Annotated in this window: 14 protein-coding genes; 11 read left to right on the top strand and 3 right to left on the bottom strand. The window is 69.4% G+C overall.

Features of this window, described 5'->3' with window-relative positions; translation table 11 throughout:
• Positions 1-10: 10 nt before the first annotated feature.
• Complete coding sequence (locus JHN45_RS19340) at positions 11-1,690, bottom strand: glycoside hydrolase family 20 protein (RefSeq protein ID WP_374195629.1); 1,680 nt, start codon at positions 1,688-1,690, stop codon at positions 11-13.
• A 179-nt stretch (positions 1,691-1,869) separates the two neighbouring features.
• Between JHN45_RS19340 and JHN45_RS19335 the strand changes: the two genes are divergently transcribed.
• The 7 genes from JHN45_RS19335 (at position 1,870) to JHN45_RS19305 (ending at position 8,392) form a co-directional block, all read left to right on the top strand.
• Positions 1,870-2,427, top strand: a complete 558-nt coding sequence (locus tag JHN45_RS19335; protein ID WP_201049821.1) for a 2-oxo-4-hydroxy-4-carboxy-5-ureidoimidazoline decarboxylase — start codon at positions 1,870-1,872, stop codon at positions 2,425-2,427.
• A gap of 279 nt (positions 2,428-2,706) precedes the next feature.
• Positions 2,707-3,087 carry a succinate dehydrogenase, cytochrome b556 subunit gene (gene sdhC, locus JHN45_RS19330; RefSeq protein ID WP_079660228.1) on the top strand — a complete coding sequence of 127 codons (381 nt, stop codon included), beginning with the start codon at positions 2,707-2,709 and terminating at the stop codon, positions 3,085-3,087.
• A 5-nt stretch (positions 3,088-3,092) separates the two neighbouring features.
• Positions 3,093-3,572 carry a succinate dehydrogenase hydrophobic membrane anchor subunit gene (locus tag JHN45_RS19325; protein ID WP_200713676.1) on the top strand — a complete coding sequence of 160 codons (480 nt, stop codon included), beginning with the start codon at positions 3,093-3,095 and terminating at the stop codon, positions 3,570-3,572.
• 30 nt (positions 3,573-3,602) lie between these two features.
• Positions 3,603-5,357 (top strand): succinate dehydrogenase flavoprotein subunit, encoded by a 1,755-nt coding sequence (gene sdhA / locus JHN45_RS19320; RefSeq protein WP_043677143.1) that lies wholly within the window; start codon positions 3,603-3,605, stop codon positions 5,355-5,357.
• On the top strand, positions 5,357-6,136 hold the full coding sequence (locus JHN45_RS19315) for a succinate dehydrogenase iron-sulfur subunit (protein ID WP_201049820.1): 780 nt from the start codon (positions 5,357-5,359) through the stop codon (positions 6,134-6,136). The genes sdhA and JHN45_RS19315 overlap by 1 nt, the downstream gene beginning before the upstream one ends.
• A gap of 159 nt (positions 6,137-6,295) precedes the next feature.
• Positions 6,296-6,904: a Uma2 family endonuclease gene (locus JHN45_RS19310; RefSeq protein WP_200713677.1), complete on the top strand. Its 609-nt coding sequence runs from the start codon at positions 6,296-6,298 to the stop codon at positions 6,902-6,904.
• 111 nt (positions 6,905-7,015) lie between these two features.
• Complete coding sequence (locus JHN45_RS19305; RefSeq protein ID WP_201049819.1) at positions 7,016-8,392, top strand: FG-GAP and VCBS repeat-containing protein; 1,377 nt, start codon at positions 7,016-7,018, stop codon at positions 8,390-8,392.
• 13 nt (positions 8,393-8,405) lie between these two features.
• On the opposite strand, the gene JHN45_RS19300 is transcribed toward JHN45_RS19305, so the two are convergent.
• Complete coding sequence (locus JHN45_RS19300; RefSeq protein WP_236583811.1) at positions 8,406-9,131, bottom strand: class I SAM-dependent methyltransferase; 726 nt, start codon at positions 9,129-9,131, stop codon at positions 8,406-8,408.
• A 75-nt stretch (positions 9,132-9,206) separates the two neighbouring features.
• On the opposite strand from JHN45_RS19300, the gene JHN45_RS19295 reads away from it, so the two are divergent.
• The 4 genes from JHN45_RS19295 to JHN45_RS19280 all read left to right on the top strand — a co-directional run bounded on the left by JHN45_RS19295 (position 9,207) and on the right by JHN45_RS19280 (position 11,447).
• The gene (locus JHN45_RS19295) at positions 9,207-9,617 is read left to right on the top strand and encodes a VOC family protein (protein WP_201049818.1); all 411 of its coding nucleotides are present in this window, start codon (positions 9,207-9,209) and stop codon (positions 9,615-9,617) included.
• 95 nt (positions 9,618-9,712) lie between these two features.
• Positions 9,713-10,120: a hypothetical protein gene (locus JHN45_RS19290; protein WP_200717458.1), complete on the top strand. Its 408-nt coding sequence runs from the start codon at positions 9,713-9,715 to the stop codon at positions 10,118-10,120.
• Positions 10,117-10,638 (top strand): thiol-disulfide oxidoreductase DCC family protein, encoded by a 522-nt coding sequence (locus tag JHN45_RS19285; protein ID WP_374195628.1) that lies wholly within the window; start codon positions 10,117-10,119, stop codon positions 10,636-10,638. The genes JHN45_RS19290 and JHN45_RS19285 overlap by 4 nt, the downstream gene beginning before the upstream one ends.
• Positions 10,639-10,649: 11 nt before the next feature.
• Complete coding sequence (locus tag JHN45_RS19280; RefSeq protein ID WP_200716066.1) at positions 10,650-11,447, top strand: TetR family transcriptional regulator; 798 nt, start codon at positions 10,650-10,652, stop codon at positions 11,445-11,447.
• A 9-nt stretch (positions 11,448-11,456) separates the two neighbouring features.
• On the opposite strand, the gene JHN45_RS19275 is transcribed toward JHN45_RS19280, so the two are convergent.
• A complete protein-coding gene (locus JHN45_RS19275; protein ID WP_201049832.1) occupies positions 11,457-13,856 on the bottom strand; it encodes an MMPL family transporter in 2,400 nt (799 codons plus the stop codon).
• Positions 13,857-13,953 lie beyond the last annotated feature (97 nt).

Genomic DNA, 13,953 nt, shown 5'->3' with positions numbered 1-13,953 from the left:
GGCTTCCACCTCAACCCACCTTGTCCGCAAGGGACTTGAACTGGGTCCACGTCAGCGCCGGTGTCCCCGGGTCCCACAGTTTCTGGACGGTGGCCCGCAGGGGCATCCGGATGCCGGCCGCGACCTGCGCCTGCGTCTGCGAGTTGGCCAGGTCGCACCAGACCGCGAAGGAGCCGCCGAGGATCTGGCCGTCGTACTTCGCCGGAACCGCCTGTGTGCCGCGCAGCACGCGCGGGTTCCACTGCTCGTAGATCCGCCGTCCGGTCGGATAGACGAAGGTCTGCGGCTCGCCGAGGACGTAGTAGAGGTACTCGTCGTTGTAGTTGAGTACCTTGCGGCCCGCGCTCAGATAGGCGACGGGCTGCCGGGCGCCGATCTCCTTGCCCGTCCAGTACGCCACTTGGAGATCCTTGGCGGCCTGCACGGACGTACCCGCGAAGAAGCCGTCGTTCCACACCCGCATCGTCCGGTCGTGGTTGCGGACCGTGTCGGCGCGGTCGTTGAGCCAGCCGGTGGTGAGGTCGGCGACGGTACCGCCGGAGCCGTAGGCCTTGGTCGCGGCGGTGGCCAACTGCGGGAAGGACGCCTGGGGGTTGGCGACGGTGAGCGCCTGGTACTCGTCACCGCCGAGGTGCCACTGGTCGCCGGTGAACAACCCGGCGTACTCGTCGAGGAGTTCGTCGACGATCGCGGCGGACGCGTCCTTGGAGATGTCGACGGCACCGCGCCTGGCGACACCGGACACGTTGCGCAGTTGGAGATCGGGGTGGGCGGCGATCACCGCGCCCAGATGCCCCGGCGAGTCGATCTCGGGCACGACGGTGATGTGGCGAGCGGCGGCGAGATCGACGATCGCCTTCACCTGGGCCTTGGTGAGGTGGTCCTTCGACACGACCTCGGGATGGGTCGTGGACTCGATCCGGAACCCCTGGTCGTCGGAGAAGTGCAGCCCGAGTTCGTTGAACTTCAGGTCGCCCAACTCCCGTACCCGGTCCTGGATCCAGGACGCGGTGAACGGCTTGCGCGCGATGTCCAGCATGAACCCCCGCCGCGGCTTGGCCGGTTGGTCGCGCACGACACCCTCCGGCGCCGAACCGCCGCCGTGCACCTCCTGCTTGAGCGTCCGGGTGCCGTAGAACACCCCCGCGTCCGAGGGCCCGCTGATGGTGACCCGCCCACCGCGCACGGTCATCGCGTACGACTCCGGGTTCGCGCCCTCGTCGTCGTTCAGCGCCAGCCGTACGTCCCCGGCGCGCACGTCACTCGCCTCGCCCGCGTACGTCAGCCCCAACTCACCGGCGATCAGCCGCCCTTCGTCGACGAGGTCGGCGTCGTCCACGACGACCCGCTCCCCCTTCGCCGGACGCCAGCCGGGACCGCGCGCGGGAGTGTGCGAACGCACGGCGGGAATCGTGCGGGGCGTCTGCGACAGCGGATAGACGCGGGTCGGGCTGGGGGTCGGAGTGGGCGTGGGGGTACGCGAGTTCGCGGCCCGCGAGGAGGTGGAGCCGGAGTCGGAGGGACTCAGCGCGGCGCCGACCGGACTGCCGTCGTCCCCGCCCGACGCCCACACCCCGAGGCCGACCCCACCCGCGACCACGGCAGTGGCCGCGGCGACGGCGATCAGCCCCCGCCGCTGCTTCAACGGCTTCACCTGCTTCGCCGACGCGCGGCGCCTGTGCTGGCTCACGGCGCCAACCTACGGCCCCGGGCGGACCGCGAGTGTCCACCACGCGTTCCGAAACTCTCCCTTCCGGGTGAAATTCGGGCATCCAACGGACACGTCATGACCACTCCCGATAACGTGGTGACGCACTTCTCATCGCACCTTTCACCACACCTTTCACCGCATCCCCTGCCGCACCATCCGTGACGCGAGGATCCACACTGCCTTCGCACCGCCTTCCCCACCTCCCCGGCCGACTGGCCATACCGGCGCTGCCCGAGCAGTCCCGCACCTCGCCGTCCCCGAATTCGCTGGCGACCTTCAACACGGCACCCCCCGAGGCCGCCCGCCACACCCTCCTCACCTGCCTCCACAGCAACCGCTGGTCCCACCGCCTCACCGACCACCGCCCCTACCCCGACCTCGACGCCCTACTCGCCGCGTCCGACGAGGCGGCGTACGACCTGACGGCGGGGGACTTGGCGGAGGCGTTGGCGGGCGAGTCGCTCCCAGTCCTGCCGGACGACACGTACGAGGCCGCCCACATGGCTCTCGACGCGGCCCACGCGGCGTACGAGGCCCGCTTCGGCCACGTGTTCGTCATCTGCCCCGACGGAATTGCCCCGGACGAGGTCCTCGACCACGTACTGGCGGGCATCCGGTCACGCTTGACGAACGATCCGGAGGAGGAGCGGGTGGTGGTGGCGGAGGAGCTACGGCGCCTGGCAAGGGGACGGCTCGCCGAGGTCTTTGGCTTCTAGGGGCGCGGGGCTGTATCTATTTGCGGCTCCGCCGCGGGGCGCGCCCGGCCACAACGGCGCCGCACCCGGCACTCAACAGAGCCCCCCACCCCATTAGCCGCCCGAAACTAGCCCATACGCGCACCTTTGGGTGCCAGTTCGATCACACAAGCAGGCCCGCCGTAAGACCCGCGTCAGCACCTGGTTACGATGCTGAGGGCCGGTGGACCGTACCCGGCCGGGCCCGACCGACAGAGAAGCCGGCGCGGCCCTAAATCCCCGCTCCCGGAGGGTTCTTCCGTGCCGGCTGGAACGCTGTACCGCGGCCGGGAAGGAATGTGGTCCTGGGTGGCTCATCGAGTCACCGGCGTCCTCATCTTCTTCTTCCTGTTCGTACACGTGCTGGACACCGCTCTTGTGCGTGTCTCCCCCGAGGACTACGACAAGGTCGTAGCCACCTACAAGACGCCGATCGTGGGCCTGCTGGAGTACGGCCTCGTCGCCGCCATCCTGTTCCACGCCCTCAACGGCCTGCGCGTCATCGCCGTCGACTTCTGGTCGAAGGGCCCGCGCTACCAGAAGCAGATGCTCTGGTCGGTCGTAGGCCTGTGGGTCGTGCTCATGCTCGGGGCGATCTACCCCGTGCTCGGCCACGCCGCTCGTGAACTGTTCGGGAGCTGACACCGATGGCCACCACTGAAACCACCTCCGGTATCGGCCCCGTCGAGAGCGCATCCGTCTACACCGTGGACAACCCCGCGCCCCTCATCGAGGCCCCCCGCAAGCGCACCAAGAAGACCCCGAAGTCGACCCGGGGCAATTTCGAGATGTACGGCTGGCTCTTCATGCGCCTGTCGGGCGTCGTGCTGGTCGTCCTGGTCCTCGGCCACCTGCTGATCCAGCTCGTGCTGGACGGCGGCGTCTCCAAGATCGGCTTCGCCTTCGTGGCGGGCCGCTGGGCCTCGCCGTTCTGGCAGGTCTGGGACCTGCTGATGCTCTGGCTGGCGATGCTGCACGGCGCCAACGGCCTGCGCACGGTCATCAACGACTACGCGGAGCGCGCGAACACCCGGCTGTGGCTCAAGGGCCTGCTCTACACCGCCACGGTGTTCACCATCCTGCTGGGCACGCTGGTGATCTTCACCTTCGACCCGAACATCCGCTAGGCCATCGGGCTGAGGGACTGAGGAATTCTGATGAAGATCCACAAATACGACACCGTCATCGTCGGCGCGGGCGGCGCCGGTATGCGCGCCGCGATCGAGTCGACGAAGCGCAGCCGCACCGCGGTCCTGACGAAGCTGTACCCCACCCGCTCCCACACGGGCGCCGCGCAGGGCGGTATGGCCGCCGCGCTCGCCAACGTGGAGGAGGACAACTGGGAGTGGCACACCTTCGACACGATCAAGGGCGGTGACTACCTGGTCGACCAGGACGCCGCCGAGATCCTGGCGAAGGAGGCCATCGACTCCGTCCTCGACCTGGAGAAGATGGGCCTGCCGTTCAACCGCACGCCGAACGGCACGATCGACCAGCGGCGATTCGGTGGTCACTCCCGCAATCACGGCGAGGCGCCCGTCCGCCGCTCCTGCTACGCGGCCGACCGCACCGGCCACATGATCCTCCAGACGCTGTACCAGAACTGCGTGAAGGAGGGCGTGGAGTTCTTCAACGAGTTCTACGTCCTCGACCAGCTGATCGCCGACGTCGACGGCGTGAAGACCTCGGTCGGCGTGGTCGCGTACGAGCTGGCGACCGGCGAGATCCACGTCTTCCAGGCGAAGGCCGTCATCTACGCGTCCGGCGGCTGCGGCAAGTTCTTCAAGGTGACGTCGAACGCGCACACCCTGACCGGTGACGGCCAGGCCGCCGTGTACCGCCGGGGTCTGCCGCTGGAGGACATGGAGTTCTTCCAGTTCCACCCGACCGGCATCTGGCGCATGGGCATCCTGCTGACGGAGGGCGCCCGCGGTGAGGGCGGCATCCTCCGCAACAAGGACGGCGAGCGCTTCATGGAGAAGTACGCGCCGGTCATGAAGGACCTCGCGTCCCGTGACGTCGTGTCCCGCTCCATCTACACGGAGATCCGTGAGGGCCGCGGCTGCGGTCCCGAGGGCGACCACGTGTACCTCGACCTCACGCACCTCCCGCCGGAGCAGCTCGACGCGAAGCTGCCCGACATCACGGAGTTCGCGCGCACCTACCTCGGCATCGAGCCGTACACGGACCCGATCCCGATCCAGCCCACCGCGCACTACGCGATGGGCGGCATCCCGACGAACGTCCAGGGTGAGGTCCTCACGGACAACACCACGGTCGTCCCGGGCCTGTACGCGGCCGGCGAGGTCGCCTGCGTGTCGGTGCACGGCGCCAACCGCCTCGGCACCAACTCCCTCCTGGACATCAACGTGTTCGGCCGCAGGGCGGGCATCGCGGCGGCGGAGTACAGCCAGAAGGCGTCCTACGTCGAGCTGCCGGAGGACCCGGCGCAGCAGGTCATCGACCAGGTCGAGCACCTGCGCAACTCCACGGGCACCGAGCGCGTGGCGGTCATCCGCCGCGAGCTGCAGGAGACCATGGACGCGAACGTCATGGTGTTCCGCACCGAGCAGACCATCAAGACGGCGGTCGAGAAGATCGCGGAGCTGCGCGAGCGCTACCGGAACGTCTCGATCCAGGACAAGGGCCGCCGTTTCAACACGGACCTCCTCGAGGCCATCGAGCTGGGCAACCTGCTCGACCTCGCCGAGGTCATGGCGGTCTCGGCGCTCGCCCGCAAGGAGTCCCGCGGCGGTCACTACCGCGAGGACTACCCCAACCGCGACGACGTCAACTTCATGCGCCACACCATGGCGTACCGCGAGGTCGGCGACGACGGCACCGAGTCCATCCGTCTCGACTACAAGCCGGTCGTCCAGACCCGCTACCAGCCGATGGAGCGTAAGTACTGATGGCTACCCCTGTTCTGGACAAGGCGGAAGCGGCCGGCCAGCCCGAGCCCGGCTTCGCCGACTCCCCGTACATCACGGTCACCTTCCGGGTCCGCCGCTTCAACTCCGAGGTCTCGGCGGAAGCGGTCTGGGAGGACTTCCAGCTGGAGATCGACCCCAAGGAGCGCGTCCTCGACGGTCTCCACAAGATCAAGTGGGACATCGACGGCACGCTGACCTTCCGCCGCTCGTGCGCGCACGGCATCTGCGGTTCGGACGCGATGCGGATCAACGGCAAGAACCGTCTCGCCTGCAAGACCCTGATCAAGGACCTCAACCCCGAGAAGCCGATCACGGTCGAGCCGATCAAGGGTCTGACGGTCCTGAAGGACCTGGTCGTCGACATGGACCCGTTCTTCCAGGCGTACCGCGACGTGATGCCCTTCCTCATCACGAAGGACACGAACGAGCCGACGCGCGAGCGTCTCCAGACGGCCGAGGACCGCGAGCGCTTCGACGACACCACGAAGTGCATCCTGTGCGCGGCCTGCACGTCCTCGTGCCCGGTGTTCTGGAACGACGGCCAGTACTTCGGTCCGGCCGCCATCGTCAACGCCCACCGCTTCATCTTCGACTCGCGCGACGAGGCGGGCGAGCAGCGCCTGGAGATCCTCAACGACCGTGACGGCGTGTGGCGTTGCCGCACCACCTTCAACTGCACGGACGCCTGCCCGCGAGGCATCGAGGTCACGAAGGCGATCCAGGAAGTGAAGCGGGCACTGATCACGCGCCGCTTCTGAGGTTGTTTTCCGTACGGCTTTGAGGGCCCCGTTTCCGGGTTGGGAGCGGGGCCTTCTGGCGTGCGGCAACCCGTCTGGGTGAACGTGATCGTCAAGGACATACCGGCGTTGTCCGGCCTACGATGATGCTCTCGACACCAGCCCAGCAGGAGGCACGCGATGTCCGCAGCATCCGTCGAGCGGCCCCAGGACGACCGTCCGCTGATCGCGGAGGCAAACCGTCTCGCGGACCGCAACCCGGGCTACCGAGTCGAGATCATCGGAGGCCTGATCGTCGTGTCCCCGCCCCCGGACGCACCTCACGCCCGCGCACTGACCAGGTTGATGCGCCCCTTCATCGCAGCTGGCATCGATGGAGACGAGGCGGAAGTGCTTCAGGGCATCGGCCTGTGGCTGCCCACTGGCACCGAGGACTACGCCATCCCCGACCTTGCCATCGTCGACGTCGACATCGAAGAGCACTACGTCGAGAACAACTGCTACGACCCGGCGCCCTTCCGCCTCGTCCTCGAGGTCACCTCCAGCAACTGGAAAGCCGACCTGCAAACCAAGGTCACCGCGTACGCCAACGCCAAGGTACCGATCTACGTCGTTGTCGACCGCAAGCACCAACGCCTCCACGTCCTGACGGACCCCGCGGAGGGCACGTACACGAACCACCGCGTCCACGCCTCCGGCGAACTCGTCCCCCTCCCCGACTCCCTCGGCGCCAAGGTCACCCTCGACGTCGCCGAGATCCTCAAGGCAGGCCAGCCGAAGGCCGATTGAACAAATCCCCGCACCCCGCACAACCCCCACCCCACTCCACGAGTCTCCTCCGTGCACCCATCCAAGATCACGGACGGGCAGGCCGGCCGCGCCGCCCGCAGCAGGAGACTCATGTTCAGGACGAAGACCCACCGCCTGGTTCTCGCGACGGCCACGGCCGCCTCGCTGACCGGTGGACTGCTCACCCTCGCGGTGGGCCCCGCGACCGCCGCGACCCCCGCGAAGTACGCCGACGACTTCAACGGCGACGGCTACCGCGACTACGCGGTCGGCGACAGCGGTTCGGTCACCGTGACGTACGGGACCGCCACGGGCCCCGGCACCAAAGTGAAGACGTTCAACCAGAACAGCGCCGGGATACCGGGCACCGCGGGTGACGCGGGCGGGTTCGCCGACGGGTTCGGTGAGTCCCTGGCGAACGCCGACTTCAACCGCGACGGATACGCCGACCTCGCCGTCGGGGACGTCAGCGAGAAGGTCAGCGGCAAGGTCGCGGCGGGCGCGGTCACCATCGTGTGGGGCTCGGCGTCCGGCCTCGGCTCCAAGGCCAGCCGTATCCCCGTCACACACCGCACCTACTACGGTTTCGGCAACGCCCTCGCGACCGGCGACTTCAACGGCGACGGCAAGGCGGACCTGGCGGTCGCCGACGGGGTCGACACGGTGTACGTCTACCGCGGCGGTTTCTCCACGTCGGGCACGACGGGCAAGGTGACCAAGCACGTCCCGAGCCCGAGCCTGACCGATGTCTTCGAGCCCACCGGGCTGGTCGCCGGCAAGGTCACCAAGGACAAGGCGACAGACCTGTACGTCCTGGGCCAGGGCTACAAGAACGACAGGATGACGCAGGCCGCGTGGTTCCTGCGCGGCGGCACCACGGTCAAGTCCGGCAAGTTCACGACGTACGACAGCTCGTCACCGGACTACAGCCCCACGGGCGTCGTCGCGGACTTCGACAAGAACGGCTACGGAGACCTGGCCGTCAGCGACACCCCGTACAACAAGGGCGCGGGCTCGGTCGTGGTCATGCGCGGCGGGGCGACCGGTCCCACCACCGACTACCGCCTCAGCCAGTCCACTTCGGGCGTCGTGTCGGCCCCGGCCAAGGGTGACTCCTTCGGTACGGCGCTGTCCGCCGGCGACACCAACCGTGACGGCTATCCGGACCTCGCGGTGAGCGCCGCGGAGGAGAAGGTCGGTTCCGCCGCGGGCGCGGGCGGTGTGCACGTCCTGCGCGGCGGCAGGAGCGGCCTGACCGGCAAGAGCTCCCAGTGGTTCTCCCGCGCGACCGCGGGCGTACCGGGCAGCCCGGCCGAGTCCGGCCTCTTCGGTCTCCACGTCCGGCTGCGCGACCTGGACCGCGACGGCGACGCGGACCTCCTGATCTCGGACAACAACGAGCCGAGCGTGCTGCTCCGGGCCGGTTCGACGGGGATCACCACGGTCGGCGCCACGGAGCCGGCGCTGCGGGCGAACTTCCCGCAGTAGCCGGGGGCTGGGGTCAGGCCCGGGTGCGGCCCACGATCAGCTCGTAGAAGATCGGCTCCCCGGTCGTCGTGACGCGGTGCTGGAACCGTGAACGTTCCAGCACCTCAAGGCTTCCCTCCGCCACCGCCTTCGCGACGGCGACCCCGAACCCGTCCGGGTCCGACTCGTCCATCCAGCGCTCGTCGAGCGTGAAGGCCACGGGCGCGCCGGGCGGCAGCAGCGCGAGCGCGTTGGTGAGGGCCCGGGGTGTGGCGTGCGTGCCGCCGAACGCTCCGGCCGACACCAGTCCCCCGGGCGCGTGCGGGCGCAACGCCTCGCGGAGTGTGTCGTCGTCGCGCTGGAAATCGCCGATCACGTAGTCGGCGTAGACGCCCGGCCGGTCGCGCAGGGCCGCCTCGCGTGCCGCCGGCAGCGCGTCGACGCCGACGACCCGGGCGACACCGCCGCGGCGCACCAGTTCGCCGACCAGTCCCGTGCCGGAGCCGACGTCGAGGACCGTCAGCGCGCCCGGCTCCAGTCCGAGGCGCTCGGCCGCGCGCAGGAAGCCCGCCGCCGCCATCTGGGGCGAGGTGCACCGGAGCAGTTCCTGGACGACGTGTTCGTAGAGGCCGGGGACGGCGTATATCCGCGTGTACTCGTGCAGATGGACCGTCTCGTGGCCGTTCAGCGCGATGTACTCGCCGTCGGCCTCCGGCGGGCCGAGCAGTCGGACGCCCGCGAACACCCGTGCGTCTGTCATGTCCGCGAGGTTATGCGAGCGCGTCGGTGGGCAACAATCCCGGCCCTTTGCCGATCATCGCCCTAACCTGACGGCATGTCAGATGAAGAGTCGTACGAACTGCTCGGCTTCGACAACGTCCTCCTCCCCGTAGGGGATCTCGCCGAGGCGGTCCCCTTCTACGAACGTGCCGGATTCGCCGTGGGGTTCCGGCTCGACGAGGCCGGTATCGCGATCCTGAAGGTCGGCGGCGAGACGCCGGGGGTGCTGCTGCGCCAGGAGGACGGGCTCGGGCACCGGCCGCCGCCCTGGCCCTCGCCCCGCGTGTGGCTGGAGGTCCCGGACGCACGGAAGGCCGCGCAGCTCCTCACCGCCGCCGGAATCGCCCTCCTCGACGCACCCTTCTCCGTGGCCACCGGGTGGACCGTGGAGATCGCCGACCCCTGGGGCAACGTCATCGGCTTCACCGACTACACGAAGCGGCCGGAGCTGGCGCGGCGGGTGTGACGCAGCTCCCAGCCCAACCGAGTTGAACGTGTTCAAAAGTGCGCCTACATTCTCCTTGTCAGCGTTTTTGAACGCGTTCAAGAAGGGGGAGGCGCATGGACCGCACGGTCGTCGCCTACGTCATCTATCTGATCGTCAGCATCGGCCTCACCGTCTGGGTGGCCCGCACGCTCAGCCGCAACGGGCGGATCTTCCTCGCCGACGTCCTCCGGGGGAACGAAAAACTCGCGGAGGCCGTGAACCACCTCCTCGTAGTGGGCTTCTACCTCGTGAACCTCGGGTTCGTCGCCCTGTACCTCAGCGGGGACGGCACCATCGAGGACACCAGGGGCATCTTCGAAGCCCTGTCGACCAAGGTGGGCGTGGTGCTGCTGGTGCTCGGGGTGATGCACCTGGGGAACGTGTTCGTGCTGAACAAGATCCGGCGGCGCGGGGTCATGGAGCGGGAGCAGGTGCCGCCCGTCGCGCCGCAGGGGTGGGTTCCGCCGACGGCCGGGGCGTGACGGGGGTGGCCCCGGCCCTCGGCGGGACCCAGGACCGGGACGCCTCGCGCGTCCCGGTCCACGGGCTCACCGTCCTCTACGACGCCGACTGCTCCCTGTGCACCTTCCTGCGCGACTGGCTCGTACGGCAGTCGCAGCTGGTGCCCCTGGAGCTGGTACCGGCGTCCTCCGAAGAGGCGCGGCGGCGCTTCCCCGGGCTCGACCACCGGGCCACCCTCGACGAGATCACCGTCGTCGGCGACTCCGGGCAGGTCTACCGGGGCGCCGCCGCCTGGATCGTCACCCTGTGGGCGCTGCGCGAACAGCGGCCCCTGGCACACCGGTTGAGCACCCCGGCCGGCGCCCGGCTCGCCAAGGGCGCCGTGCTCGCCGCCGCGAAGTGGCGCGGGGCGCAGTGGGGACCCGGGCGGTGGGGCGGTGGCGTGTACCAGCAGGGGGACGGGTGGACGTACGACCCGCACCGGGGATGGACCTACACCGCGCCGGGCTGCACCGACGGCTCCTGCGCCACTGGATAGGCTCTCTTTCCGTGCCCTCGAAGAACGACAGCCCCGAAGAGGACGGCGGTACGCCCGCCAAGTCCGCGAAGTCCGAGCAGACCCGCGCGCTCATCCTGGAGACGGCCATGCGGCTGTTCCAGGAGCACGGCTACGACAAGACGACGATGCGGGCGATCGCCAAGGAAGCGGGCGTCTCCGTAGGCAACGCCTACTACTACTTCGCCGGCAAGGAGCACCTGATCCAGGGCTTCTACGACCGTATCGCCGAGGAGCACCGACTCGCGGTCCGCGAGGTGCTGGACCGGGAGACCGACCTTGAGGCGCGGCTCGCGGGCGTGCTGCGGGTGTGGCTCGACATCGCGACGCCCTACCACGAGTTCGCGGTGCAGTTCTTCAAGAACGCCGCCGACCCGGACAGCCCGCTCAGCCCGTTCTCCCCGGAGAGCGAGCACGCGCGCGTGCAGGCCATCGACGTCCACAAGGAGGTGCTGTTCGGCGCGAAGACCAAGGTGGCGCCGGAACTGCGGGACGTGCTCCCGGAGTTGATGTGGCTCTCCCAGATGGGGCTCGTCCTGTACTGGGTGTTCGACCGGACCGAGGGGCGCGAGCGCAGCTACCGGCTCGCCGAGCGCGGCGCCCGGCTCACCGCGCGCGGTGTGTCGTTGGCCCGCTTCCGGGTGCTGCGGCCGCTCGTCCTCGAGGTGCACGAGTTGTTCACTGACTTCCTGCCGGGCATGACCCACGCACTGCCCGACCCGGCGAAGAAGAAGCAGGGGGACAGGCGCGGGGCGTCCGCCGCCGGTCGCGCCGACGACGAACGCCCCTGAGCAATCGGGTCAGTTGACGGCGTCGACCTCGCCCTCGGCCAGCTCGACGTCGTAGACCAGCGGATCGTCCGTCACGGCCACCTGCCGGGCGGTCGAGCCGTACGACGGTGCCGTCGTCGCCAGGAGGTAGGTCCCCGGGCCCGGCACCGAGACGATGTACGAGCCGTCCGCCAGGGACTCGACGCGGTCCAGTTCGCGTCCGCCGGTCGTCCGCAGCGTGACGGCGGCGCCCTCCACGGGCTCCCCGTCGGTCGTCCGGACGAAGCCGTGGACGGCCGAGGACGGGCCGTCGGGGACGGTCGGGGCGGGCTCCTCGGCGGGTTCCACCGCGAGGTGCGGCAGGCTCTTGTCGAGCCAGGCCGGGAGCCACCAGTTGGAGTTGCCGAGCAGGTGCATCGCGGCCGGGACCAGGGCCGTACGCAGGATGAAGGCGTCCAGGGCGACCGCTGCGGCCAGGCCGACGCCCGCCGTCGCCGCGCCCGTGTTGCCGCTCAGGACGAAGGCCAGGAAGACGCAGACCATGATCAGGGCGGCGGAGTTGATGACGCGGCTGGTCTCCGCGAGGCCGACGCGGACCGCGCGGGCGTTGTCCTTGGTGTGGACCCACTCCTCGTGCATGCGGCTCACCAGGAACACCTGGTAGTCCATGGAGAGGCCGAAGAGCAGCGACAGCATGATGACCGGCAGGAAGGCGTTGATCGGGCCCTCCTTGCCGAGCCCCAGCATGTCCAGGCCCCAGCCCCACTGGAAGATCGCCACCAGGACACCGAAGGAGGCCGCCGCCGCGATGAGGTTCATCAGGGCGGCCGTCAGCGGGACCACGAGCGAGCGGAACGCGAGCAGGAGCAGCAGGAAGCTCAGGCCGATGATCGTCGCGACGAAGAGCGGGAGGCGGTCCCCGGTGACGGACGCGAAGTCCTTGGAGATGGCCGTCACCCCGCCGACGTGACCGGTCGCGCCGGCCTCCGGTATCACCTTGTCGCGCAGGGTGTCGATCAGGTCGTCGGTCTCCACGGACTGCGGTGAGGTCTTCGGGACGACCTGGATCACCGTCACCCCGCCCGTGGGCGGCAGCGCGGCGACCCGGGCCACGTCCTTCGTCGCCTCGATGCCCTTGACCAGGGCGGCCGTGTCACCGCTCGAAGTGACCACCTGGAGCGGGCCGTTGAAGCCGGGGCCGAAACCCTCGGCCAGGAGGTCGTACGCCTTCCTGGTGGTCGTCGAGGCGTTGTCGTTGCCCTGGTCGGTGGCGCCGAGGCGCAGCGACAGCACGGGGAAGGCGAGGACGGCCATGACGACGAGGGCGAAGGCGGCGATCCGGCGCGGACGCTTCTGCACGGCGGCCGACCAGCGGACCGCGAGATTGTCGGTGCGCTCCGGCTCGGGACCGTTCTCCAGCTTGCGGCGCTGCTTGCGGCTGAGCACGCGCGGGCCCAGGAAGCCGAGCAGCGCGGGCAGCAGGGTCGTGGCCGCGAGGACGCTCAGGACGACCGTGAGCGAGGTGCCGATGACGACGCCGTCCAGGAAGCGCAGCTGCGTCACCAGCATGCCGGCGAGCGCGATGCACACGGTGCCGCCCGCGAACAGCACCGCGCGGCCCGAGGTGTTGAGGGCGACGACCGCCGACTCCTCGGGATCCATGCCCCGTTGGAGGCCGCGTCGGTGCCGGGTGACGATGAACAGGGCGTAGTCGATGCCGACGCCGAGGCCGATCAGGGTGGCCAGCAGGGGCGCCAGGTCGGGGATGTCGGTGGCGTGGCTGAGGAGCTGGGTGGAGAACAGGCCGGTGCCGACGCCGAAGATCGCGATGCCGATCGGCAGCAGGGCGGCGTAGAACGAGCCGAAGGCCAGGAACAGCACGACGGCCGCCGCGAGGATGCCGACGCCCTCGGCGATGCCGCCGGGCGGCTCCTCGACCCGCTGGACGGCCTGGCCGCCCAGCTCGACGTGGAGGCCGCTCTGTCGGGCCGCCTGCGCGGTGTCGACGACCTTCTGGACGAGCTCCTTGGGGACGGCGTTCGCCTGCTCGGCGAAGGTGATCTGCGCGTAGGCGATCGTCCCGTCGGAACTGATCTGGGCCGCGCCCCGGGCGCCGGAGTAGGGGCCGGTGACCTCGCCGACGCCCTTCATGCCCGCGATCCTGTCGAGGGCGGGCTGGATGCGGGTCTGTACGGACTGGTCCTTGACCGAGCCCGAGTCGACCTTCCACACCACCGTGTCGGTGTCGCCCGAGCTGTTCGGGAACGCCTTCTGCATCAGGTCGTACGCGCTCTTGGAGTCCGTGTCCGGGAGGGAGAAGACGTTCGCGTAGTCCGTCCCCGCCGTCGTCGCCGAGAAGCCCAGGCCGAACAGTGCCCCCACCCACAGCAACAGGACCACCAGCCGGTGCCGATAGCACCACCGTGCCAATGCCGCCACGCTCAACACTCCTTATTCGAAACCGAGTTGACTCGGTCGATCGGTCGGATGGTCCCCCAGGTCCTGGGCTACACAATTGGCGGTGGCA

The sequence above is a fragment of the Streptomyces sp. MBT53 genome, assembly GCF_016654115.1.
GTDB lineage: Bacteria > Actinomycetota > Actinomycetes > Streptomycetales > Streptomycetaceae > Streptomyces.
Note: the sequence above shows the minus strand (reverse complement) of the source record. Positions and strands in the feature narration are given on the sequence as shown.

Coding starts and splice junctions, on each gene's coding strand:
- JHN45_RS19325 (WP_200713676.1), top strand. CDS start 3,093: ATGGCCACCACTGAAACCACCTCCGGTATCGGCCCCGTCGAGAGCGCA.
- sdhA (WP_043677143.1), top strand. CDS start 3,603: ATGAAGATCCACAAATACGACACCGTCATCGTCGGCGCGGGCGGCGCC.
- JHN45_RS19315 (WP_201049820.1), top strand. CDS start 5,357: ATGGCTACCCCTGTTCTGGACAAGGCGGAAGCGGCCGGCCAGCCCGAG.
- JHN45_RS19310 (WP_200713677.1), top strand. CDS start 6,296: ATGTCCGCAGCATCCGTCGAGCGGCCCCAGGACGACCGTCCGCTGATC.
- JHN45_RS19305 (WP_201049819.1), top strand. CDS start 7,016: ATGTTCAGGACGAAGACCCACCGCCTGGTTCTCGCGACGGCCACGGCC.
- JHN45_RS19300 (WP_236583811.1), bottom strand. CDS start 9,131: ATGACAGACGCACGGGTGTTCGCGGGCGTCCGACTGCTCGGCCCGCCG.
- JHN45_RS19295 (WP_201049818.1), top strand. CDS start 9,207: ATGTCAGATGAAGAGTCGTACGAACTGCTCGGCTTCGACAACGTCCTC.
- JHN45_RS19290 (WP_200717458.1), top strand. CDS start 9,713: ATGGACCGCACGGTCGTCGCCTACGTCATCTATCTGATCGTCAGCATC.